The organism is Pseudovibrio flavus, from assembly GCF_009711345.1.
Lineage (GTDB): Bacteria > Pseudomonadota > Alphaproteobacteria > Rhizobiales > Stappiaceae > Pseudovibrio > Pseudovibrio flavus.
In genome coordinates, this window is record NZ_SMMA01000063.1 from 151279 (window position 1) to 174220 (window position 22942).

17 protein-coding genes are annotated in these 22942 nt (G+C 52.5%); 14 read left to right on the plus strand and 3 right to left on the minus strand.

What is annotated here, in order from left to right; translation table 11 throughout:
• Nucleotides 1-69: 69 nt before the first annotated feature.
• Nucleotides 70-1755, plus strand: a complete 1686-nt coding sequence (locus E1162_RS12575; RefSeq protein ID WP_155131405.1) for a methyl-accepting chemotaxis protein — start codon at nt 70-72, stop codon at nt 1753-1755.
• 118 nt (nt 1756-1873) lie between these two features.
• Here E1162_RS12575 and E1162_RS12580 read toward each other — a convergent pair whose 3' ends face one another.
• Entirely contained in the window at nt 1874-2638 is a 765-nt protein-coding gene (locus tag E1162_RS12580) for a GntR family transcriptional regulator (RefSeq protein WP_155131408.1), read from the minus strand.
• Nucleotides 2639-3000: 362 nt separating this feature from the next.
• Here E1162_RS12580 and E1162_RS12585 point away from each other — a divergent pair, with 362 nt between their 5' ends.
• From E1162_RS12585 to E1162_RS12630, 10 genes are all read left to right on the plus strand, one after another.
• On the plus strand, nt 3001-3921 hold the full coding sequence (locus E1162_RS12585) for an ROK family protein (protein ID WP_155131411.1): 921 nt from the start codon (nt 3001-3003) through the stop codon (nt 3919-3921).
• Nucleotides 3918-5084, plus strand: coding sequence for a Gfo/Idh/MocA family protein (locus E1162_RS12590; protein ID WP_155131414.1), 1167 nt, complete (start codon nt 3918-3920; stop codon nt 5082-5084). The genes E1162_RS12585 and E1162_RS12590 overlap by 4 nt, the downstream gene beginning before the upstream one ends.
• A gap of 42 nt (nt 5085-5126) precedes the next feature.
• Nucleotides 5127-6011 (plus strand): carbohydrate ABC transporter permease, encoded by an 885-nt coding sequence (locus E1162_RS12595; RefSeq protein ID WP_371311935.1) that lies wholly within the window; start codon nt 5127-5129, stop codon nt 6009-6011.
• On the plus strand, nt 6011-6853 hold the full coding sequence (locus tag E1162_RS12600) for a carbohydrate ABC transporter permease (protein WP_155131420.1): 843 nt from the start codon (nt 6011-6013) through the stop codon (nt 6851-6853). Before E1162_RS12595 ends, E1162_RS12600 begins: the two co-directional genes overlap by 1 nt.
• A 36-nt stretch (nt 6854-6889) precedes the next feature.
• The gene (locus E1162_RS12605) at nt 6890-8101 is read left to right on the plus strand and encodes an ABC transporter substrate-binding protein (RefSeq protein ID WP_155131423.1); all 1212 of its coding nucleotides are present in this window, start codon (nt 6890-6892) and stop codon (nt 8099-8101) included.
• 61 nt (nt 8102-8162) lie between these two features.
• Nucleotides 8163-9299: an ABC transporter ATP-binding protein gene (locus E1162_RS12610; RefSeq protein ID WP_155131426.1), complete on the plus strand. Its 1137-nt coding sequence runs from the start codon at nt 8163-8165 to the stop codon at nt 9297-9299.
• Nucleotides 9300-9382: 83 nt separating this feature from the next.
• Nucleotides 9383-11323 carry a beta-N-acetylhexosaminidase gene (locus E1162_RS12615; RefSeq protein ID WP_155131429.1) on the plus strand — a complete coding sequence of 647 codons (1941 nt, stop codon included), beginning with the start codon at nt 9383-9385 and terminating at the stop codon, nt 11321-11323.
• A 47-nt stretch (nt 11324-11370) separates the two neighbouring features.
• Complete coding sequence (gene nagB / locus E1162_RS12620) at nt 11371-12153, plus strand: glucosamine-6-phosphate deaminase (protein ID WP_155131432.1); 783 nt, start codon at nt 11371-11373, stop codon at nt 12151-12153.
• Nucleotides 12146-13297, plus strand: coding sequence for an N-acetylglucosamine-6-phosphate deacetylase (gene nagA, locus E1162_RS12625; RefSeq protein WP_155131435.1), 1152 nt, complete (start codon nt 12146-12148; stop codon nt 13295-13297). The genes nagB and nagA overlap by 8 nt, the downstream gene beginning before the upstream one ends.
• 343 nt (nt 13298-13640) lie before the next feature.
• Nucleotides 13641-16061 (plus strand): methyl-accepting chemotaxis protein, encoded by a 2421-nt coding sequence (locus tag E1162_RS12630; RefSeq protein ID WP_371311929.1) that lies wholly within the window; start codon nt 13641-13643, stop codon nt 16059-16061.
• A 188-nt stretch (nt 16062-16249) separates the two neighbouring features.
• Here the strand turns inward: E1162_RS12630 and E1162_RS12635 are convergent, their stop codons facing one another.
• Complete coding sequence (locus E1162_RS12635) at nt 16250-17236, minus strand: DUF6492 family protein (protein WP_155131441.1); 987 nt, start codon at nt 17234-17236, stop codon at nt 16250-16252.
• Nucleotides 17237-17429: 193 nt separating this feature from the next.
• On the opposite strand from E1162_RS12635, the gene pdxY reads away from it, so the two are divergent.
• Together pdxY and E1162_RS12645 are read left to right on the plus strand one after the other, a co-directional pair.
• Complete coding sequence (gene pdxY, locus E1162_RS12640) at nt 17430-18287, plus strand: pyridoxal kinase PdxY (RefSeq protein WP_155131444.1); 858 nt, start codon at nt 17430-17432, stop codon at nt 18285-18287.
• A 123-nt stretch (nt 18288-18410) separates the two neighbouring features.
• Nucleotides 18411-19856: a coniferyl aldehyde dehydrogenase gene (locus E1162_RS12645; RefSeq protein ID WP_371311930.1), complete on the plus strand. Its 1446-nt coding sequence runs from the start codon at nt 18411-18413 to the stop codon at nt 19854-19856.
• A 64-nt stretch (nt 19857-19920) separates the two neighbouring features.
• On the opposite strand, the gene xsc is transcribed toward E1162_RS12645, so the two are convergent.
• Entirely contained in the window at nt 19921-21711 is a 1791-nt protein-coding gene (xsc, locus tag E1162_RS12650; RefSeq protein WP_155131447.1) for a sulfoacetaldehyde acetyltransferase, read from the minus strand.
• Between the two features lie 161 nt (nt 21712-21872).
• Here xsc and E1162_RS12655 point away from each other — a divergent pair, with 161 nt between their 5' ends.
• Nucleotides 21873-22916, plus strand: coding sequence for a LacI family DNA-binding transcriptional regulator (locus E1162_RS12655; protein ID WP_155131450.1), 1044 nt, complete (start codon nt 21873-21875; stop codon nt 22914-22916).
• The last annotated feature ends 26 nt before the right edge of the window (nt 22917-22942 follow it).

Here is a 22942-nt window from a genome sequence, read left to right on the forward strand (position 1 = left end):
GAAATGATGCGTATGGCGAACGCCTCCTGCGAGGACTCTTAATTGCTCTGGGGAGTGAAAGGGGGCATTATGTCATTAAGGTCAATTTCTGCAAAAGTAATGTCCATTCTGGTGATTGTCGTTACTGGAATGGTTTTGATGCTGGTGAACCAACTGTATTTGCTCAAGTATGAGCTTACTGAGACCAAACGTGAGGAAGCTCAAACTGTCGTAGAAGCAGCGATTAGCGTTGCGCGGGTCAACTATCAGCAGTTTACAGCAGGCGAACTTAGCGAAGCGGAAGCTATCGAAAGAACTCGTAACACCATTAGAGGTATCCGGTTCGAGGGTGATAACTACGTTTTCGTTTTCGATCATGACTCCGTGGCCGTTGTGCATCCAGCTAAGCAAAATTCCGAAGGCACCAGTATGGCCAAGGAGTTGGATGGAAACGGTGAAACGCACATCGCTAACTTTGTTGCAGCAGCAAGAGCCAACAACAGTGATTATGTTGCTTATGCTTGGCGCAGTGCGGACGGTGAAATCCACGATAAGTTGTCCTATGTCGAACATTTCGAACCTTGGGGCTGGGTGCTCGGTGCGGGCGTTCATCTAAGCTCTATTGACGAGCAGCTTTGGGCGACTGGCTTGAGTGAATCTGCCAAGTTCTGCGTGATCCTTATCGTAATCGGCGCTGCTTGCTTCTTCATAGGGCGTTCGTTTTCGGGCCCAATTTCAACGCTGACGCAACAGGTTGAGGCGATCTCGAAAGGTGATTACTCGTTAGAGATTGCAGGGCAGAGCCGTAAGGACGAAATCGGAACTATGGCAAAGGCTGTTGCTGTATTCGTTGAAAATGAAAGAGATCGCCTTGCTCTGGTTGCCGAGCAGCAAAAACATCAAGAGCAGGCAATGGCGCGCGGTGAGCGTATTCAAAAGCTATGCGAGGCATTTGATCAGAATATCTCTGAAGTTTTGAACGTCGTAGCCTCTTCTAGTGACGAGCTGACCCGAGTTTCTAACTCAATGCAGGTAACTGCAAATGATACCTCGCAGCAGACCATGCAAGTTGCTGCTGCTTCTGAGGAAGCGACAAAGAACGTAGAAGCGGTTGCCGCTGCTGCAGAGGAACTAGCTGCTTCTGTTACAGAAATTGCGCGGCAGGTTTCTAGCTCAAACGACATGGCGGCGATGGTGCAGAAGGAAGCAGCTCTTACAAACGAGCGTGTGGAGCGGCTTGCGGTATCCGCAAAGCAGATTAGCCATGTAGTTGCAATCATTCAGGCAATTGCGGAGCAAACCAACTTGCTTGCACTTAATGCAACAATAGAGGCCGCACGCGCAGGCGCTGCTGGTAAGGGCTTTGCGATTGTTGCAACGGAAGTGAAAGAGCTTGCGGGGCAAACTTCAAAAGCAACCGAGGAAATCGACAAGCAGATCTCGCAGATCCAACTGGATACGGAAGAGGCTGTCTCTGCAATCGTGTCAATTTCCGGCATGATCCAGAAGCTGTCGGAAGCATCCGTTCAAATCGCGGTTGCTGTTGATCAGCAAGATGGAGCAACGCAGGAGATTGCAAGTAACGTGGTGCAAGCCTCTACAGGAACACTGGAAGTTTCATCCAGCATTACCAATGTAACGCATGCAACGCAGGCTACAAACGATGCGGCGGCGCAAGTCAACCAGTCCTCTGAGCAACTGCTGGAACAGGCAAACTATTTGCGACATCAGGTCAACGCATTCCTAGATGAGGTGAGAAGTGCTTCTGCTGCTTAGCTGTAGGCTGATGCCATTTTGCCTGAATCCAGAATGCCTGTTTTGGTTCTGAAATAGAGCCGATATGGGCCTAGAAAATAGGGAGTGGGCCATGCGCGCGCAGGGGCCCACTTCGCGTTTAGAGCGACACCTTCAATTCGGCAACAAAATCATAGACATCGCCGCGATAGATCGAGATTGTCCGCTCGACAACCCTGCCCGAAGTGGAATACGCTACGCGCTCGATGTGTAGACCCGCCGCACCAACAGGCACTCCAAGCAACTTTGCTTGCTCTTCATCCAGATTAATCGCCGAGATGCGCTGTACCGCTCTTGCAGGTTTATGCCCTGCTTCGCTGAGTGCGGTATAAAGAGAGCCTTCCACCTTTTGTGGGTTGGGAAGGATCTTTGCTGACGTGCTGGCCATTTCTATCGCCATCGGCGTGCCGTTTGCCAAGCGAAGGCGGTTTAGACGCGTGACATGTTCGTCAGGTTCTAAACCGAGCGCAAATGTTTCCTGAGTGGAAGGGGCAAAAACACCACAATCCAGCCAGCGTGACTGCACGTGCATTCCGCGTCTGGCCATATCTTCGGTAAACGATGAAAGGCGCGAAAGGCTTTGCTCGAATCTGTCGGTCTGCGGATTTACAAAGGAGCCAGAGCCTTGTTTTTGATAGACGAGTTCGTCATCTACCAACGCCGCGACGGCTTTTCTAACGGTAACGCGGCTTAGGCCGGTAACCGCTGCTATGTCGCGTTCTGATGGAAGCGGGTCATTTTCTTGCAGCGCGCCGGATTCAATCGCCTGCTGAATGCGCCGCCGCAGCTGAATATAGCGCGGCCCACCGGACGGGCTAAGCCAAGGTCCGGGCTCTAGCAGAGAAATGACTGGGCTTTCTGACATCACCACATTTTCATGACTAATACCAATTGTGATACCAATACGAAATTTTCCGGTCTTTGCAAAGGTTGAAAATTGAGAGCCTCTCAACTTTTTGCCGAGAATCGCCATTTAGACGCGAAAAGCCCTAGAAGAATCCTATGTTCAGCGACGGAAAATAGGAGGCACCTAAGGAAGCTGCGGTTTGCTCTCCTAGGGAAGCTCCGAAAAAATCTCTAGGTAAATTTGGTTTAATTCCAAGAAGATAGCGATGTGAGACCTTCTGATAATGAAGTTTTTATGAAATAGGTATTTACGCCTAGAAAAAAATGGTCCTATATTGGTATTAGATTTTGCGGCCTAGAGCAGGGGGGAGCCAGGCGGTAATGATTCTTTGTTACGACATCGGTGGTTCATTCATGCGTTCCGGCTGGCGCGATAAGGTCGGCACTATGATGGAAGGTCATGCCCGCCCTACACCCGCGCATTCATGGGCATCCTTTGTTGATGTAATCAAAGAAGGCGCTTCTCTCAGCAGTGCTTCTGCCGTTTCTCTTTCTATTGCTGGCTTTTTTGACCGTGATACCGGCATTGCAACTGTTGCAAATGTTCCGTGTCTTGATGGCCGCAAGGTGCAGGATGAACTTTCCGCCGAGCTTGGTCTGCCGGTTCTTCTTACTAACGACGCTGATTGCTTTGCCTTAGCTGAGGCTCACTGTGGTGTAGGTGTTGGTAAAGAAGTTGTCTTCGGCGTCATTTTGGGCACCGGTGTCGGCGGCGGGCTGGTTGTAAACGGGCAACTTCTCAAGGGGCATGGCGGCGTCGCTGGCGAGTGGGGCCATGGTCCGATTGTCGATCCTACCTGTGGCGGGCTTATTGAAGATTTTCCAGCTATTTCCTGCGGTTGTGGTCATGTGGGCTGCATTGATGCGATCTGTTCGGCGCGTGGAATGGAAAAGCTCCACGTCGGGCTGCACGGCACTCATAAGAGCAGCATCCAGATTACCGAAGGCTGGCACGCTGGCGATGAAGACTGCGGTGTAACGATCGAGATTTTTTGCGAGCATCTAGCCCGCGCTCTTACCGTGATGTTGAACGCGCTTGGTGCCGATGTCGTGCCGGTTAGTGGCGGTCTTGCAAGCGAACCTGCTCTGCTTACGAAAATTGACAAGCGCGTTCGGGAAATGACCCTCGCGCACTACGCAGAGCCAGTGGTGGTTCCGGGCATGTTTGCTCGCAACGGCGGCCTAGTTGGCGCTGGTATTGCTGGCCAGCAAGCACAAGCAACGGGGAGGCTCGCAGCATGAAGGTCTGTATCGTTGGCGTAGGTGCTCGAATTGCAGCTGTTTCTAAAGAGTTGAAACAGGCAAAGCCTGACTTCACTTTTGCAGCTTATGTAGACCCTGCGCCCGCAGCTATTCATCTAGTGGAAGAGATCAACGGCGCGCCGCTCACATCCTATGATGATCTGGCGATTATGCTGGCTGAAGAAAAGCCGGATGTACTGCTGATTGGATCTCCGAATTTTCTGCATCTGGAGCACCTAAAGGCGGCTCGGGAGTCTGATACGCCAAAGATCTTCTGCGAAAAGCCAGTGGTTATCAGCGAGGAAGAAACTTTCCAGCTGCTTGATCTTATGCAGAAGCACAACGGACATGAACGCGTCATGGTGGGGTTGGTGTTGCGCTACTCTCCGCTCTACGTGGCGCTTCGTGAAGCGCAGGCAAATGGTCAGCTTGGTGAAGTTGTCTCCATTGAAGCCAGCGAGCATATCGGGCCTTATCACGGTTCGTTCTTTATGCGCGACTGGCGCCGCTTCACGAGTCTTTCCGGCGGCTTTATGCTTGAGAAGTGCTGCCATGATCTAGACCTCTATCAGGGTCTTGTTGGCGCACGTCCTGCAAAGATCGCCAGCTTTGGCGGGCGCCGCATTTTCCGGCCTGAAAACAGGCCCGCAGACTTTAAAGGTTTCCCGCAGCCGGATACCGCTCGCTCAATTGACCCGTTTTCGCCGCGCTGGAATGGCGGGGCCTCGGAATACAATAGCGATGGCGACTTGATCGATCACCAGACGGCGTTGATCGAGTACAGCAATGGCTCGCAGCTTTGTTTCCATACCAACATGTTTGTCCCTGATGAATTCCGTCGCTTTGCGGTGATCGGAACCAAGGGCATGGCCGAAGGCGACTTTATCCGCGGGTTCTTCAAAGTTCATGACGCGTTTTCCGGCAGTGTCGTGAGCGAGAAGGAAACGCTGGATGGTGAGCAAGCTGGCCACTACGGCGCAGATCAGGCGATGGCACGAGATTTGGTCGCGCATTTGGAGCGCGGCGAGCCGCTTCCGGTTTCAGTCGTTGAAGCGCTGGAAGCTGGCCTGACAGCCCTCAAACTAGATCAAGCAAGAAACAGCGGAGCAGTAATAGATATGACCCAGACATGGGACCGCTTCGATGCCTATCTTTCGAACTAAGGTGATAACGCAATGACCGTAGCCCTTGATCGATCCTATGACATCGCAACGCGTAAGCGGATTGATTTATTTCCCTATTTTCTGCTCGTTCCGGCTTTGCTGATCACCATGGTGATCGTGGCGTGGCCTCTTGTCGAGACCGTTCGTCTTTCCTTTACTGACGCTTCGTTGAAGCCGGAAGAGAACTTCGTTGGCCTTGCCAACTATGAAAAAATGTTCTCTCGCCGCTTTCCTGAAGTGATCGGGCGGACCTTTTACTGGATGGCCCTTTCGGTCAGCTTCAAAATGCTCGTTGGTCTGCTTGGCGCTGTTCTTTTGAACGCTGCTGTTCCCGGTCGGGCGCTCTTCCGCGTGCTCGTTATGCCGCCATGGATTGTGCCGATTGCTGTTGGCGTGTTCATCTGGGGCTGGATGTATAACGGCCAGTTCGGCATGATTTCCGGCCTTATGCAGCGCATGCATATGATCGGTACTCCGCTGGAATTCCTTGCTTACCGTGATACCGCGTTTATGGCGACCATCATTACCGATGTCTGGATCGGCACGCCTATGGTCACCGTCTATCTGCTGGCTGCAATGCAGGGCATCTCCAAGGAAATGCAGGAGGCTGCATGGGTTGATGGTGCAGGGCGCTTCTATCGCTTCCGCCGTATCACGCTGCCGCTTATCATGCCTGCAATGGCAACAATGGCTCTGCTTTCCGCGATCTGGACGTTTAACTCCTTCGATATCATCTGGATTTTGACCGAGGGCGGTCCGCGTGGCTCTACGACGACGATGATTATCGACACCTACAAAACGGCCATCAGTCGCTTCAAGTATGGTGAAGGTGCAGCGCGTGCTGTGATGATTGTGTGCTTCCTGAGTGCGTTCACAGGCTTCTACTTCTTCCTTCTGTCCCGCCTTGCTAAACGTGGAGAAGCATAATGATTGATAAGTACCGTTGGTGGGAAGTTGTCGCCATCTATGCTGGTATCGCTGTCTTCCTCACGTTTATTCTGGCGCCGTTTGTAGAAGCGTTTGTGGTGTCCATGCGTCCTCTGGATGCGCTGTTCTCGATCCCTTACCGCTTCATCACCGAGGAGATGAGTTTTAGGGCCTATGTCACCATGTGGGAGAACGTCCCGCTGCTTGGTCTTTACATCTTCAACTCGTTCCTTATCGCAAGTTCTGTAACGGTGTTTGCACTGCTTGCCATTATTCCAGCGGCCTATGCCTTTGCCCGCTTCAAGTTCAAAGGCAGCAACACATTGCTGGCTGCTTTTCTTGCAGTGAACATGGTGTCTGGCGCTGTTCTTATTATTCCGCTGTTCAAGGTTATGCATCAGCTTGGCCTCTTGAACACCTACTTCGCCATGATTGCTCCGGGTACGGCGTTCGTCATCCCGACAGGAATCTGGTTGCTACGCTCGTACCTTCTCAAGATCCCTAAGGAGCTGGAAGAAGCTGCTTGGGCAGATGGTGCCAGCCGTATGTACACTCTGCGCCGCGTTATTATTCCAGTTGCTATGCCGGGAATTATCGTGGTGGCAATCGCGACCTTCATCGTCGCCTATGCGCAGCAGTTTATCTATGCGCTCACCTTTAACTCCAAGAATGAACTCAACCCCCTCCCAGTTGGTTTGTTCCAGTTTTTCGGTCGTCAGGAAGTTGTTTGGAACGAACTGATGGCCGCGAGTCTGGTCGGCATTGTTCCTGTGCTGGTCATTTACATCTTCCTCCAACGCTACATTGTTGCCGGTTTGACGGCAGGTGCAGTGAAGGAGTGAGACCAAAAAGAAAACTATTCTTTTTCGGAGGTTGGAATGAATATTAAATCAGTACTTTTGGGCGGCGTTTTTGCAGCCACAGTTATTGGATCAGCAGCAGCTGAAGACAAACGCATTCACATGATTGTCTGCGGTGACAACAACGGAGCGGGTATTCCTGTTCAGGCAGCTCACATTGAGGAGTGGGAAGCTGCGAACGCCGGTTTCAACGTTGACGTTGAGTTCGTGCCATGGGGTCAGTGTCAGGAAAAATCCACCACACTCGCTTCTGCAGGTAAACCGCCAGCAATTGCTTACATCGGCTCTCGTACTCTGAAGCAGCTTGCTCAGAACGACCTGATCATCTCGGTAGACATGACCGAAGAAGAGAAGGCTACCTACGCAGCGCCAATTCTCGGCACCATCACCGCAGGTGGTCAGCAGTGGGGCCTGCCACGCGCATTCTCCACCAAGGCGCTTTACTGGAACAAAGACCTGTTCGCAGCAGCTGGTCTTGACCCAGAAACGCCACCAAAGAACTGGGACGAACTGCTTGAGTTCGCAACTGTGATCAAAGAGAAGACAGATGCAGACGGCTACGGCCTTGCAGCAGCTTCCTTCGATAACACCATGCACCAGTTCCTGAACTACATGTACGCGAACGGCGGTGAGCTGATCAACGCTGACGGTGAGATCGTATTCAACAGCCCGAACAACGTTGAGACTATGGAATTCTACGGCAAGCTTGCGGAAGTTTCCCAGCCAGGTCCTGTTGCTTATGACCGCGCGAAACTGAACCCTCTGTTCGCAGAAGGCAAAATCGCGATGTTCATCAACGGTCCTTGGGGGCGTGGTCTGATCGGTGACACCAACTTCGGTCTTGCTCCGGTTCCTGCTGGTCCTAAGGGTGCAAACTCCACCTTGCTGATCACTGACTCTCTTGCAGTGTTCAAAGGCTCTGGCGTTGAAGAGCAGGCACTTAGCCTCGGCAAGTGGCTGACTAACCCTGAGAACCAGATGGCGTTTGAAGTGAAGGAAGGCTTCACTCCACTGCGCGACATGCCTGAAGTTGCTGGCATCATCGAAAACGACCCAACTTGGGGCACCTTCATCAACGCGATCCCATCTGGTGGTCCAGAGCCGTTCGTAACTGATTACATCGGCCTGCAGGACGTTGTTGTTGAAGCAATTCAGGGCGTTGTTCTTGGTGAAGTTAGCGCGGAAGAAGCAGTAGAAGAAGCTGCTGAGCGCCTGGAAGAATACAAGTAATAGAGGAATGCCGGGCGCTGCGTTGCGGTGTCCGGCCCCTTTTTTGGGGGAAGGAAAGATCATGGGCCAGCTGGCACTTCAAGACGTAAAAAAGAGCTTCGGATCTACCGAGGTCATCAAGGGTGTATCTCTGGATGTTAAAGACGGTGAGTTCATCGTTTTTGTTGGTCCATCCGGCTGTGGTAAATCCACACTGCTGCGCATGATTGCAGGTCTGGAGGAAGTCTCGGACGGCACGGTCTTCATCGACGGCAAGGTAGTGAACAACCTACCGCCAGTGAAGCGTGGCATCTCCATGGTGTTTCAGTCCTACGCCCTTTACCCTCATATGAGTGTTTACGAGAACATCGCATTCCCGTTGCGCGTCGCCAAGATGAGCGAAGCCGAGGTGGAAGAGCGTGTTCGCAAAGCTTCCCGCATTTTGCAGCTGGATGAGCGCCTCAAGCACAAGCCAGGCCAGCTCTCCGGTGGTCAGCGCCAGCGTGTTGCTATTGGCCGCGCCATTGTCCGCGAGCCTTCTGTTTTCCTTTTTGACGAGCCGCTCTCCAACCTTGATGCGGCCCTGCGTTCAGACATGCGTGTCGAGCTTTCCAAGCTCCACGGCAGCCTTGGCGCAACCATGATTTATGTGACCCACGACCAGATCGAAGCGATGACAATGGCAGACCGCATTGTTGTTCTGGATGGCGGGGTGATCTCTCAGGTGGGCTCACCGCTTGAGCTATACCACAAGCCGCAGAACCTCTTTGTTGCAGGCTTCATCGGCAACCCGAAGATGAACTTCGTTGAGGTAACCTGCAAAGCTTCTGCTGAAAACAGCGTTACCGTCACCCTGCCAGATGGCGGCGAGGTCGAAGTACCTGTGAAGGGCCAAGCGAACCTTGAAGGCCAGAAGATGACACTGGGCATCCGTCCAGAGCACATCAAACTTGGTCAGGCCGACGCGCACATTTCAGTAGTTGCCAACGTTGTTGAACGCCTCGGTATCCATACGGTTTCCCACGCCACGGTAGAGGGCGCTAACACAAGTTTCTGTTCTTTGCTTGATGGTGCAGCACCTGTTGTGGTTGGTGAAGCCGCTCCGGTTGGTTTCAACGCTTCTGACTGTCACCTCTTTGACAGCACTGGCGCGGCCCTAGAGCGCCTCGTAAAGCTTGAAGATGTCGACCCAGCGATGCTTCAGGTCGAGCCAGCTTAAAAGACTTTACGTCCTCCCTCCTGCCTGCCGCGTGTAAGCGCGGTGGGCTCCTTTCAGACTTCTCAGTTCAGGATAGTTTCAGCATGTCTCCAGCGGAAACAGTCTCCAGCGCTTGCGTTCATCTCGACACTTACTTTAATCCATCAGGTGACGAACGCATTGGGCGCTTTCAGTTGATTCTTCGCAATCTGGGAGAAGAGGCGCTGGAAGGTTTTTCGCTGTGTTACACCTGCGTTGCCTATGCTAGAGCCGATGTAAACGTGAAAGGCGGCGAACTTGTTGAGCGCTTTGGTGGATTTCACGAAATCCAACTGGCCGCCTCATCTGTTCTGCCTGCTTTGGGAAGCGTAGAGCTTGAACTGGAAGGCTTGAAAGAGCCGCCACGACATTTCCAAGATGGCCCTAAGTCGGCCTTCCTAAAACTTGCCAATGGAGAGATTCAGCCGGTGAGCGTTGGTGATCTCAATCTGGTTGGAGGCGAAGACAGCCAAGAGCGTCGGGTTCTTCCTACCGGAGAGTTGACCGTTCCGAACGCCATCCTCCCGTGGCCAAAGACCGTCGCAATCACGGAGCAGGGCGATAGTCCCATCACTCTTTCTCCAGCGGCGAACACAAGTGCGGAAGATATCGCCTCTATGGCGAAAGTTTCCAAACTTGCTCACCGGCTGTTTCCTCAAGAGCGGATGCCTTTTGTGCTTTTGCCAGCTTCTACGCCATCTCAAGTGGTGTTTGTAAAGGAAGCCGGTCACGGGCGTGAAGGCTACCGGCTGGACTTTGCTGATGGAAAAGTAAGCCTGTCATTTAGCGATCAGGCAGGACGCGACTACGGCTTGACTGTACTTGCGCAAATGTTGATGGGCTGCGCGCGGGAACCGCGGACATATAAGTTCCCTGTAAGCGGTTATATTCAAGACGCACCGCGCTATGAGTGGCGTGGGTCCCACCTTGATGTATCCCGCCACTTCTGGACCAAGAGCCAAGTACTGCGCTTTATCGACATTCTTGCTTGGTCCCGCATGAATGTTTTGCAGTGGCACCTGACCGACGATGAAGCGTGGCGTCTGGAGATCAAAGCCTATCCGGAACTCACGGAGATTGGCTCGGTACGCCGCCCTGAAGGGCCGCTTATTCCTCAGCTTGGTTATGGCGCAGTCGAGTATTGCGGCCACTACACACAAGAGGAAGTGCGCGAGGTTGTTGCACATGCCGCCTCTCTCAATATCGACGTGGTTCCAGAGATCGACGTGCCCGGCCACGCGACTGCGGTCTTAAAGGCGCTACCACACCTTAAGGACCCGGATGAGCCGGAAAACAGCTACCAGTCTGTTCAAGGTTATCCGAACAACGCGCTTAACCCCGCGATGGAAGAAACCTACGCTTTCCTTGAAAAGGTTTTTGAGGAGGTGGCAGAGCTGTTCCCATCCCGCTTTGTCCATGTTGGCGGTGATGAGGTGAACGTACAGTCTTGGCAGCAATCTCCACTAGCCAAGGAGATGATGAGCCAGCAGGGACTTAACGGCACTATGCGACTGCAGGCGTATTTTATGCGCAGAGTCAAAGACATACTGGCAAAGCTTGATAAAGATTTAGCTGGTTGGGACGAAGTCGCTCATGGGGGTGGAGTGAACAACGAAGGAACTCTCCTGTTTGCTTGGCAAAAGCCAGAGGTTATCGCTCAGTTGGCTGAAGCGGGTTATGACGTTATCGCAACCCCCGGCCAAGCCTATTACATGGATATGGTTCAAGCGAGCGGTTGGAATGAACCGGGCGCAAGCTGGGCGGGTGTGAGCACACCTGAAGCCTGCTATAAATACGAGGCAGATAGCGCCTTACCTGAAGCCCTCAAAGACAAACTCAAGGGTGTTCAGGCCGGAATTTGGTGTGAGCATATCTCCACCCAGTCAATGTTCAATTACGTCGTCTTCCCAAGACTTTATGCGGTTGCTGAGGCAGGCTGGTCACTGCCGGAAAATAAAAAATGGGAGCGGTTCTGCGCCAGCACTTCTGTGATGCCACAGTTGTAGCCAATAATTGCAGGTTCGCTCTGCTCGATCACAGCAGGAAAGCAAGAATGAAAACACTGATTTTTAAGAGCGCACAACAAGCAGAACAAAAGGCTTCCAGCCTGATTATGGAAATGGTGCGGGCCAAGCCAGATTGCATTCTTGGTTTGGCTACCGGCGGAACCATGGAACGGGTCTACGAAAATATCGTTGCCGAATACCAGAAGGGCGGCGTTTCGTTTGCCTCTGTTCAGAGCTTCAATCTTGATGAGTATGTGGGTTTGGCGCCAAGCCATCCAAGCTCCTACCACACCTACATGAAAGAAGCGCTCTTCAAGCACATCGATATTCAAACGCAAAATACGCACCTGCCAAAAGGGGACGCTGCTGATCCTGTTGCTGCCGCTGATGCCTATGAGGCGTTGATTGAAACATCCGGCGGCATTGATCTTCAGCTTCTGGGTATTGGTAAGAACGGGCACATCGGTTTCAACGAGCCAACTTCCAGCCTTCGTTCTAGAACCCGTGTGAAGACGCTGACCACATCTACACTGCAAGCGAACCGCCAGTACTTCGACAGCGATGAAGAGATGCCTCACTTTGCCATCACCATGGGCATTGAGAGCATTTTGAGTGCTCGCCATTGTGTATTGCTGGCTACCGGCGAGAGCAAAGCTGATGCTGCCGCGCACATGATCGAAGGTCCGCTGAGCGCTATCTGTCCGGCCTCCGCCTTGCAGTTCCACCAACGGGTAACCGTAATTCTTGACGAAGCTGCCGCAAGCAAGTTGAAGCTTAAACACTACTACGAGCAGGTTCACCCTGCCGGGGAAGATCGTCTTTATGCCTGAGACTAACCAACCACGTTTCGTATTTGCTCGTCGCCTGTTTGACGGCAGTGGCGCCGAGCCAAAGTCAAACCAGCTCATTACCATTGATGCTGGCCGTATTGAGGCAATCGATGGCGCAGACGAAAAGCAGGCACGAGAAAACGGCGCGGTGGTCGCTGACATCGCAGCACCGGGTTTCATCGACATACAGATAAACGGTGCCAATGATGTTCAGTTTGATAGTAAGTGTGGGGCATCTGGTCTTTTAAAGATTGCGGAAGGCGCGCGAAAAGGGGGCACTGCCCACCTGTTGCCAACGTTTATAACCGCCAGCGGGACGGCCTATGAAGGAGCCCTGGCAGGCGTTCAAGAGGCGATGGCAATGGCCACGTCCTCCGGCATCATTGGTATTCATCTGGAAGGGCCATTTCTTTCCAAGCAGCGGCCCGGCATTCATAGTGCCGGTTTTATTCGGGAACTGGACGAAAGCGACCTTGAGCGCTTGCGGGCGACGTTTCCCGGTAAACTCCTCCTGACCCTTGCTCCGGAATGCACCAGTTCCACTGTTTTGGAGCAATTGGAGAAGGCGGGAGTGATTGTGTTTGTAGGGCACAGTCAAGCAAGTGGTGATGAATGCTCTAAGGCGCTCGAGCATGGCCTCAAAGGGGCGACGCATCTGTTTAACGCGATGTCGCAGATCAGCGCTCGCGACCCCGGTGTGGTTGGTAGCATTCTTGCCCATGAAGAGGCGTTCGCCGGCATTATTGCCGATGGCGTTCATGTTCATCCTGATAACTTAAAGTTGGCGGCGACGCTCAAGCCAGACACCCTTTGTCTGGTGAGTGATGCTATGCAAACGCTTGCCGGTACGAAGACCGAGTTTGAGTTGGATGGCTACAGGATCTTCTTGCGCGATGGCCGCCTGACAAATGCAGAAGGTACTTTGGCAGGGGCTCAGCTTGCCATGAATGAAGCCGTTGCGAACATGGTTCGCTACGCTGAGGTTGATCTCGCCGCAGCGCTAAAAATGGCGGGCACAAATCCCGCTCATGCGCTGGGGCTTGCCAGTGAGCTTGGCTACCTTAGAAGCGGATACCGCGCATCTATTACATTGCTTGATAATGATTTGAGCGTCAGCCAAGTTCTTGTCGACGGCCACAGCTAACTTTGCTGGAGGCGAATGGGAGCGGTGCACGCATGAGGTGTGCGCTGCCAGCATTTTGCCTTGGGGAATCCGTTATTATTCGACGCATATACAACCTTCGGTGTGTATTGATTGAGTCGGAATAAGTAAAATCTAGTCAAACCTGCGTAGTAATAAGCGCGGATTGCCGATGAGGCAGAAACAATAAATCGCTCAATTCATCAGTTGTTTGGCTTGGTCCGAAGAATTGAAAATATCCACTTAATCGAAAATTAACTGCATCCAACCACTTCTAAGTGCATTGGCATTTTTTACAGGTTCGTCGTGTGGGCGAGTGGGGAAGATGATGGGCAGTGTCTTAAGGGTGTTTTCGAACTTAAAGCTATCAGTCAAAATTGGCGCTAGCTTTGTTGTTGTTTTGTTATTGTCGGCGGCAATTGGCGGTATCGGTGCATTAGCACTGTCCCAGCTGGCGCAGCAGACTGAGATTACCAGCGAAACAACGCGGCTTATGCAGTCTCTGGAGAGCGCATCGGCTGCTCGCGAGAGTTACACCCGTGACTTTGGCCCGAAAGAAGGGGACGAGGCGGCAGCGCAGCTTGATACGCTTGCTTCCCAGCTTCAAGCATTCCGCGAAAGCATGGTCGCCCATGGCAAGCCTCTTGAAACAACCGAGATGATGATCAAGGACGTTCGCATCCTGCAGTCAACATTCGGGTATGTGCGTAGTTCTGTTGCGGCCCAAGAAGCGCAGATGGAAAAAGTGCTTGAAGCAATTGCAGAGCTTCGCACTGTAAACCAGTCGATCAAGGCGCTTGTAGAGAAAGAGGCGAAGCTGGCCGCACAGCAGGCTGACGATGCAATTGCGCTACAAAAGAAGGCAGATGATGCGGGACGTATCGTCTCTGATATTCTGCAAAAAGCCCTTACTCTTCGTCACGACTTCCTTATGTACAGCACGCGCTCAAGCGAGGACCTTGCCCACGTGGTTCTTCTTGAAGCTGCTAAAGCCCGCCGCGATGTAAAAGCGCTTGTTGGTGTTGGTCTGGAATCTCTGGACAAGGCAACCCTTGATCGCTTGAGCGAGCAGGTCAACACGCTGGTTACCAAGCTTCAGGCGCTGAATAACACAACCGAATTCTCGGAACTCTATTCTCTGCGTCAGGAAGTAGGCACATCGATCGATGATCTGCTTGCCAACGCGAAGATTGTTCTGGGTATCACCTACCGTTCTGTCGATGTGGCAACCGTTGGCACCGAAGAGGCCAACCAGCGAGCGAAAGTCATCCAGTCCGCTGAAGGCGCGATGGAAGAACTGCTGCAAAACACCTTGCAGTCCGGCATGCTGATTATCGACTACGCCCGCGCTGGCTCAACCACAACGCCTGCGGACGTCAACACACGCCTGACAGAACTGGCCAAGATGGCAAAAGGCTTCAACGGCGAAGTGAAGAACATTAAGGGCGCAAGCAAGGAAGCCAAGGAAATTGGCGCACTGGTTGGTGCAATCCAGCAGAGCTTCGATTCACTCGTTTCCAGCCGTGGTGACCTTGCAGAGCAGCTGCAGAACCTGACTGCACAGTCCGCAGTGGTTCAAAAAGACATCAGCGACATTGCAACCACAGAAGCTGAAACCGCGAACGCTGTTGGCAGCAACGCGATGAAGATGATCGGCAGCGCTTTGGTGGTCTGCTTGGTTCTCACCGCTCTTATTGCAACGCTGCTGTCTCTCGGCATTACCCGTCCTACCAACCGCCTCACAAACATCATGAAGCGCTTGGCTTCCGGTGATACGGACGTAGAGATTGACGGTACTCGCCGTAAAGATGAAATCGGCGAAATGAGCCGCACAGTTCAGGTGTTCCGCGACAACGCTATCGAGCGCGCTCGTCTTCGTCAGGAGCAGGCAGAAAAGTCCGATAAGGAAGCTGCCAAGCAAAAGCAGATTGAGGAACTTATCAGCCAGTTCCGTGAAACTTCCCGCGATATGCTTGGCTCTGTCAGCACCAGCATGAGCTACATGGGTGAGACGGCAAACAACATGGTTGAGCTTGCTCGTGGCACCAGCGATACCACTCAGCGGGCTACCGCGGCATCCAATGAAACTGCTGTAAACGTGCAGATGGTTTCTTCGGCAGCCGAAGAGCTTTCCTCTTCCATCGAAGAAATCGCCCGTCAGGTCAGCGCAACAACTGCTGTTGTCGACAAGGCAACCGATGGTGCACACCTTTCCAACCAGCGCATTACGGAGCTCGCCGAGGCAACATCCAAAATTGGTGAGGTTGTTGGTCTCATTCAGGCAATTGCCGAGCAAACCAACCTTCTGGCTCTTAACGCAACTATTGAAGCGGCCCGTGCAGGTGATGCAGGTAAAGGCTTTGCGGTTGTGGCAGCCGAAGTGAAAGAGCTTGCCAACCAGACCTCTAAGGCGACCGAGGAAATTAGTTCGCAGATCAGCGAGATTCAGAACTCTACATCCGAAGCGGTTATTTCCATCGAAGGCATTGCCCGCACCATGGACGAAGTGACCAAGTACACTTCCGCCATCGCGACAGCTGTTGAGCAGCAGGGCTCTGCAACTTCCGAAATTAGCCGCAATGTGCAGGAAGCTGCAGCGGGTGCGTCTCATGTTAATGAGAACATGGACCGCGTGGTTTCTGATGTGAACGAGACCAGCCGCGCTTCTGAGGAAGTGTTGGGCGTCTCCACACAGGTCTCTGAGAAGACAGAGGCATTGAACCGCGAGGTTGATGAATTCCTGACAGCTGTTGCCAAAGCAGGCTAACGGACTTCATGCAAAGATCTTATGGGGGCCCCGCTGGCGTGATACGTCGGCGGGGCTTTTTGTTTTCTCAGCGACGTTTTCTCTTTGATGCAGTGGTGCCTAGACGAGACATTTCGGAGCGCCGGGTGCCGAATATGGTCTACAAACTAGTGAGTGCCAACTTACGTGGACCTATTTGCGGCCAGTTACTAAGGGCTCTCAACTGTCGCAGGGTTTTCCAATGAGCTGTCCTCTAAATGCTCCGAAAAGCGGTGAGCTACGGGAACGTGAGGCCAACCGAAGTGGGGTGGAGTGAGGTAGAGCAGTAAGCTCCGCGCTATGCTTCTTCTCCGCGCGTAGATACTATGAAGTGGTGAGGAGCTCGAAGGTGGCGCGACCCACCTTTCAAAGGTTACGTGATCGTACCCGCCCAACAATAAACGTGAGGCCGGTCTTTCAAGATCGCTCGCGCTATTGACCAGCTCCTGCCCAAACCTCAACCATTTGCGGCGGATGAACGTTATCTCACTATTGAAGTTATGAGCGATGAATGCACCCAGTGTTTCGTATTCGCTAAAGCCGGATGGCTCGGTGAAGTCGATCAGATCTATAATCGCTTGTTGCCAAGGCTTCTCGTGCTTCGCCTCCACCTCGGCGATAAAGTGGTGAAGCCAAGAAACCCTCAGCGGGAAGCACTGAGCAATGAAGGATGCTTTTGTCTGGCGAGGGTAGCCCAGCAACCTTTCTATCATTGAGAAGTAAGGTTTGTGGTGTTCTTTACTGCGGTAGTAACTGAGTTTGCCGCTGTTGCTGACGAAGTTGATCGGCCGTAGAGGAATGGTATCTGCATCCCAGATGATAACGAGATCATCAACATCAAACTGGGCTGCTGCGGTTAGCTTTATAAGCTGCTGAAGATACCAGCCATAACGCTGCGGATTATCTCGCTCAGTCGCCTTTTTTAGCTTTGCTCCAAACTCTAGCGTGTAGAGATTTTCATTTTCGACTGAAAACGAAGTCGGCGTGTTTTCTTGAAAAAGCTGTAGCTGCTTCTCAGGTACAATTACGCGGTAGGTATCGGCCTTTACGTTCTTGAGAATGTAGCGGGACCCTACCTTCCATGTATCCAGATTGCCCCGCTCGCAAACACTAATCAGATGGACCTTTGGCTCTTTGGTAGGTGGGTTTACTTGCACAGAATCGCCGTTTTTAATTGTAAAGGAAAACTCAAATTCCCACGGCGTGCTTACCCTGCAAATCTCCCGCAAAATACCAGTGATTTCTTAGGGTGTTCCATTAAAGGAAAGTTGCCTCAAGCCCTAACTAACTTTAGGGTCGAACCAAACTTACATAATCGCTGTTAGCGCACGAATACCGGAATTTCTGCCCATGAGTATTCTTTCAATTCAATCACATGTTGCCTTTGGTCATGTTGGTAACTCGGCTGCTGTTTTCCCGCTGCAACTGATGGGTCATGAAACGTGGCCGATCCATACGGTCCAGTTCTCTAACCACACCGGTTATGGCACTTGGACAGGTCGCGTGTTTGATGGTGACTTCATCAGTGAACTGGTTGATGGCATGCATGCTCGCGGGGCATTGGGTGGCTGTGAAGCGGTTCTTTCCGGCTACATGGGCAGTGCGCCTATCGTTAATGCGGTGGTGGATACTGTCGCCCGTGTTCGTGCGGAAAATCCGAAGGCTCTTTACTGCTGTGATCCTGTTATGGGTGACGTGGGACGCGGTATCTTCGTTCAGGAAGGTATTCCTGAACTGTTCGTCAAAAAAGCCATTCCGGCTGCAGACATCATTACGCCAAATATGTTCGAGCTTGAACTTGCCTCTGGCCGTACCGTGAAAACGATGGCGGATGCGCTGGAAGCTGCTGAACTGCTGCGTAAAATGGGTCCAAAAATTGTAGTCGTCAGCTCTCTGGTCGTTGAAGAGACTGCACCGGACACCATTACAATCCTTGTTGTGAGCGATGAGGGCGCTTGGACTGTCACTACGCCTATCGTGCCGCTGGAGATCGCTCCAAATGGTGCTGGCGATATGCTGTCTTCGCTCTTCCTCGGCCATATCCTCAAAGGTTATAGCGCTCCTGAGGCTCTGAGCCGCACGATCTCTGCAATCTACGAGGTTCTGCAGTCCACGTTGAAATCTGGTCAGCGCGAGCTGAAGATTGTTCCGACCGGCTTTAAAATGCTGGAACCGGAAGTGCTGTTCCAGCCTTCCAAGGTTGCGTAAATACGGCTCTTGCGCCGAGGAAATGCGAGTCTGAGCCTAATCTCAGACTTGTGTTCTAGTTGACGCGCGTGCAACCTGCTCCATGTAATAGGGTGCAAGCCTTAGCGGGAGGAGGACGCACGCGTGAATATTCAGTCAGATACACTGGTGGCGGAAGAGGCAGTACAGGCTGCACCTTCTGTTGCTGACATTCTTAAGCTTCAAAGAGAAGCGTTCCTTCGCGATCAATACCCCTCGTTTGAAGAGCGCCGCGAACGGCTGCTTACCCTCAAAAACGCCCTCACAGAGAACCGCGAGGCTTTTAAAAAGGCGCTCGATGAGGACTTCAATGGTCGCGCCTATACAGAAACCGAGATAGCCGAGTTCTATCCGATTTTGGAAGGCATCAAGTATCAGCTGAAGCATTTGAAGCGCTGGATGAAACCTAGCAAGCGGCACGTATCCATGATGATGCAGCCAGCTAAAGCGCGTGTGATATACCAGCCTCTTGGTACCGTCGGTATTCTTGTTCCGTTCAACTACCCACTGATGTTGAGCATTGGGCCGCTGATGACAGCTTTAGCCGCGGGTAATCGCGCGGCGGTTAAGATGTCAGAGTTCACGCCTGCCACCTCGCGCTTGCTTGCTGAGGTGCTTGGTAAAGCGTTTCCGAAAGACCTTGTTTGCGTGGTTGAGGGGGACGCTCAGGTCGCTACCGAGTTCTCTTCCCAGCCGTGGGACCATCTGGTGTTCACAGGTTCCACTGCAGTTGGCCGTCATGTTATGCGGGCAGCGGCTGATAACCTGACACCAGTGACATTAGAGCTAGGCGGTAAGTCGCCAACCATCATTGATAGGGACTTCCCGCTTGAGGAAGCCGCTGATCGTATCTGTTTTGGTAAGTCCTTGAACGCGGGCCAGACTTGTATAGCGCCGGATTATGTGTTGGTACCGCGTGAAAAACGCGACGCATTTGTTTCAGCTTACCTTGCAGCTTTTGAACGGATGTATCCGCGTTGGCAGGAGAACAAAGACTACTCCTCTATCATCAATGATCGGCATTTTGCGCGTCTCAACGGGCTTTTGAAGTCTGCTGGTGAGCAGGGCGCGCAAGCTCACTCAGTCCCAGATGCTAACGTGGAGGCTGGCCGAAAACTGGCGCCTCATGTTTTGACTGAAGTAACTGACGATATGGCAGTGATGCAGGAGGAAATCTTTGGCCCGTTGCTGCCGGTCATTGCCTACGACGAACTCGAAGATGCGCTAGAATTCGTGAGAGCGCGGGCACGCCCGTTGGCCCTTTATTACTTCAGCAATGATAAGGCAAAGCAGGAGCATGTTCTGCATCAGACCCACTCTGGCGGCGTTTCCATCAACGACTGTGTGATGCATGTGGCGATTGATGACCTGCCGTTTGGCGGGATAGGACCATCCGGTATGGGGCACTATCACGGTCCGGAAGGGTTCAAGACGCTTTCCAAGGCCAAGTCTGTTCTCAGTAAAGGTGGTTTCAACTCTACCAAGTTTATCTATCCGCCATATACCACCGCCCTAAAACGCTTCGTTTTGAAAACGCTTCTTGGCCGATAGGCTGGAACAATGAAAAGGCCGGAGTTTTAGCTCCGGCCTTTCTGTTTAAGTTTGGATGCTATAACTAGAGCTCTGCCTCGGATGGCTTGCGGCGCATATCATCAATGCTGATACCTGCAACGCTGACCGGCTTCTTCATCGCATCGCGGCGGAACGGTTCGCCAAGTTCCTGATTGAGCATGACCTCAATGAAGGTCGTCTTGCCGTAGTGTGTCTGTTCCTCAACGGCTTTCGCGAGAGCGTCGGTCAACTCATCCATGGAGTAAACGGCAACGCCTTCCACGCCGCACGCCTTCGCGATGTCGGCATAAGAAACCTTCTCGTTCAGCTCAGTGCCAACGAAATTGTCGTTAAACCAAAGGGTTGTGTTGCGCTTTTCTGCGCCCCACTGGTAGTTGCGGAAGATCACCATTGTGATCGCCGGCCAATCCTCGCGGCCAACAGATACCATCTCGTTCATGGAAATGCCGAACGCACCGTCACCAGCAAAACCGACTACCGGAGTGTCAGGGCAGCCGATCTTTGCACCGCAGATAGCAGGAAGACCGTAACCGCAAGGGCCGAAGAGGCCCGGAGCAAGGTATTTGCGTCCCTTTTCAAAGCTTGGATAGGCATTGCCAATGGCGCAGTTGTTGCCAATGTCAGAGCTGATGATCGCGTTCTTTGGCAGAACTGCAGTAATCGCACGCCATGCCATACGCGGTGACATTTTTTCTGGCTCACGGCCGCGAGCGCGCTCGTTCCATGTGGTGCCCGGATCATCATCCTCGTGATCCATGGAGGTTAGGGCCTGAGCCCACGTAGATTTGGTTTTGGCGATAAGTGCAGTGCGGCCTGAGCGGTCGAAATCACCCGCATTAGCAGAAAGCTTGGACAGAATAGACTCTGCAACCTTTTTCGCATCGCCCACAATGCCAACCGTTACTGGCTTGGTTAGGCCAATACGGTCTGGGTTGATGTCTACCTGAATAATGGAGGCGTCCTTCGGCCAGTAATCAATGCCATAACCGGGCAGGGTAGAGAACGGGTTGAGACGGGTGCCAAGAGCAAGAACCACATCAGCTTTTGCAATGAGTTCCATTGCAGCTTTTGAGCCGTTGTAACCCAATGGGCCAGCATGCAGAGGGTGAGAACCCGGGAAGGCGTCATTGTGCTGGTAGCCGCAGCAGACGGGTGCATCAAGGCGTTCTGCCAGAGCCTTGGACGCTTCAATTGCGCCGCCGATTACAACACCAGCGCCGTTCAAAATAACAGGGAACTTGGCGTTTGAAAGAAGTTCAGCTGCACGCGCAATCGCTTCTTCGCCGCCAGATGGGCGCTCAAATTCAACAATTGCAGGCAGGTCTACATCAATGACCTGAGTCCAGAAATCACGAGGAATGTTGATCTGCGCCGGAGCAGAGGCGCGCTTTGCCTGAAGGATCACACGGTTGAGCACTTCAGGAACGCGGGATGCATCGCGCACTTCTTCCTGATAGGCCACCATGTCTTCAAACAGGGCCATCTGTTCAACTTCCTGAAAACCGCCTTGACCCATGGTCTTGTTGGCGGCTTGCGGCGTTACCAGAAGCAGCGGCGTATGGTTCCAGTAAGCAGTTTTGATTGGTGTAACGAGGCTGGTGATACCCGGTCCGTTCTGGGCAACGACCATAGACATTTTGCCGGTGGAGCGTGTGTAACCGTCAGCAATCATGCCTGCGTTACACTCATGCGCACAGTCCCAGAAAGTAATTCCGGCCTCTGGGAAAAGATCAGAGATAGGCATCATTGCTGAGCCGATAATGCCAAATGCATGTTCAATACCATGCATCTGAAGAACTTTGATGAACGCTTCCTCCGTCGTCATCTTGGTCATGTTGGCCGTCCTTTCAACTAAATATACTTAAATTCTTGCCGTGCAGATGGATGCACTTAAAAGGTGTTCAGGGAGACCTCCTCTTCCCTTAGGTGAAAGGATATGGTATGAAAATAGTATTGCAAACGTTTTCATAAAAATTTTCATTGGCTCGCTTATTCATGAATAGACGGAATTCAAAATCCGAAAAAATTGACATCTTCGCAGTCGCCAACAAGGCTGGGGTTTCACCCGCAACCGTATCTAGGGCGTTCAATCATCCTGATCTTGTGAAGCCGGAAACAAGAAACCGAATAGAGGACGCAGTGCGCGGCCTTGGGTATATTCGCAACCGCGCTGCGCAGACCATTCACGGCAAGCGCAGTGGTACAATCGGGCTTGTTGTTCCTGTTGTTGCTAACGTCATTTTCTCGGAACTAATCCAAGCGTTTTCAGAGGTCGCGGAAGAGACCGGCTTTACAATTCTCATTGCAACTCATGGCTTTGACTTGAAGAAGGAAGAGGTCGTTTTAAGAAAGCTGCTGGAACATCGGGTTGATGGGATTGCGCTTATTGGTCTTGACCACTTGGATGCGACCTATGTTCTTGTTGAACAGCAGAAAATCCCTGCCATTGCCATGTGGAACTTTGACGATAAATCACGGCTCTCGTGTGTTGGTGTAGATAACCATGAGGCTGGGTATCTGGCTGCCAAACACCTGAGTGATTTGGGCCATAAGAAGATCGCGCTGGCAATGCCGCCGACCGAGGAAAACGATAGAGCGCGGGCAAGAGCCAAGGGCGCGAGAATTGCACTCGCTGAGGCCGGTTTGGAAGCAAAAGAAGGTTGGACGGTTGAGGCGCTCTATGAGGTTGCACACGCCAAGCAAGCGTGTTTGGAGCTTCTGTCAGGCGATGACCGCCCAACAGCTCTGGTTTGCGGTAACGATGTTATTGCAAAGTCGGCGCTATTTGCAGCTCAGCGCTTGAAGCTTTCCGTTCCTGAGGATCTGTCTATCGTAGGGATCGGTGACTTTTCTGGCTCTGCTGATCTGGAGCCACCGATGACGACTGTCCGCATTCCGGCAACGAGAATTGGCCGTCAGGCGATGCACCATCTGGCGATCTCCATCGCGGAGAGCAACGTGACGGACATTATGCGGTCCAAGCTTGATGTGAATCTGATGGTGCGAGGCAGTACCGCGATACCTCCACAAAATTCATGAACCGATGAAAATAGGGGGCGACCCTA

What these genes read in the sequence shown, in the direction of transcription:
- nagA (WP_155131435.1), top strand. Translation starts at nt 12,146, where the DNA reads ATGCCTGAGACTAACCAACCACGTTTCGTATTTGCTCGTCGCCTGTTT.
- E1162_RS12655 (WP_155131450.1), top strand. Translation starts at nt 21,873, where the DNA reads ATGAATAGACGGAATTCAAAATCCGAAAAAATTGACATCTTCGCAGTC.
- E1162_RS12615 (WP_155131429.1), top strand. Translation starts at nt 9,383, where the DNA reads ATGTCTCCAGCGGAAACAGTCTCCAGCGCTTGCGTTCATCTCGACACT.
- pdxY (WP_155131444.1), top strand. Translation starts at nt 17,430, where the DNA reads ATGAGTATTCTTTCAATTCAATCACATGTTGCCTTTGGTCATGTTGGT.
- E1162_RS12600 (WP_155131420.1), top strand. Translation starts at nt 6,011, where the DNA reads ATGATTGATAAGTACCGTTGGTGGGAAGTTGTCGCCATCTATGCTGGT.
- xsc (WP_155131447.1), bottom strand. Translation starts at nt 21,711, where the DNA reads ATGACCAAGATGACGACGGAGGAAGCGTTCATCAAAGTTCTTCAGATG.
- E1162_RS12590 (WP_155131414.1), top strand. Translation starts at nt 3,918, where the DNA reads ATGAAGGTCTGTATCGTTGGCGTAGGTGCTCGAATTGCAGCTGTTTCT.
- E1162_RS12580 (WP_155131408.1), bottom strand. Translation starts at nt 2,638, where the DNA reads ATGTCAGAAAGCCCAGTCATTTCTCTGCTAGAGCCCGGACCTTGGCTT.
- E1162_RS12610 (WP_155131426.1), top strand. Translation starts at nt 8,163, where the DNA reads ATGGGCCAGCTGGCACTTCAAGACGTAAAAAAGAGCTTCGGATCTACC.
- E1162_RS12585 (WP_155131411.1), top strand. Translation starts at nt 3,001, where the DNA reads ATGATTCTTTGTTACGACATCGGTGGTTCATTCATGCGTTCCGGCTGG.
- nagB (WP_155131432.1), top strand. Translation starts at nt 11,371, where the DNA reads ATGAAAACACTGATTTTTAAGAGCGCACAACAAGCAGAACAAAAGGCT.
- E1162_RS12605 (WP_155131423.1), top strand. Translation starts at nt 6,890, where the DNA reads ATGAATATTAAATCAGTACTTTTGGGCGGCGTTTTTGCAGCCACAGTT.
- E1162_RS12575 (WP_155131405.1), top strand. Translation starts at nt 70, where the DNA reads ATGTCATTAAGGTCAATTTCTGCAAAAGTAATGTCCATTCTGGTGATT.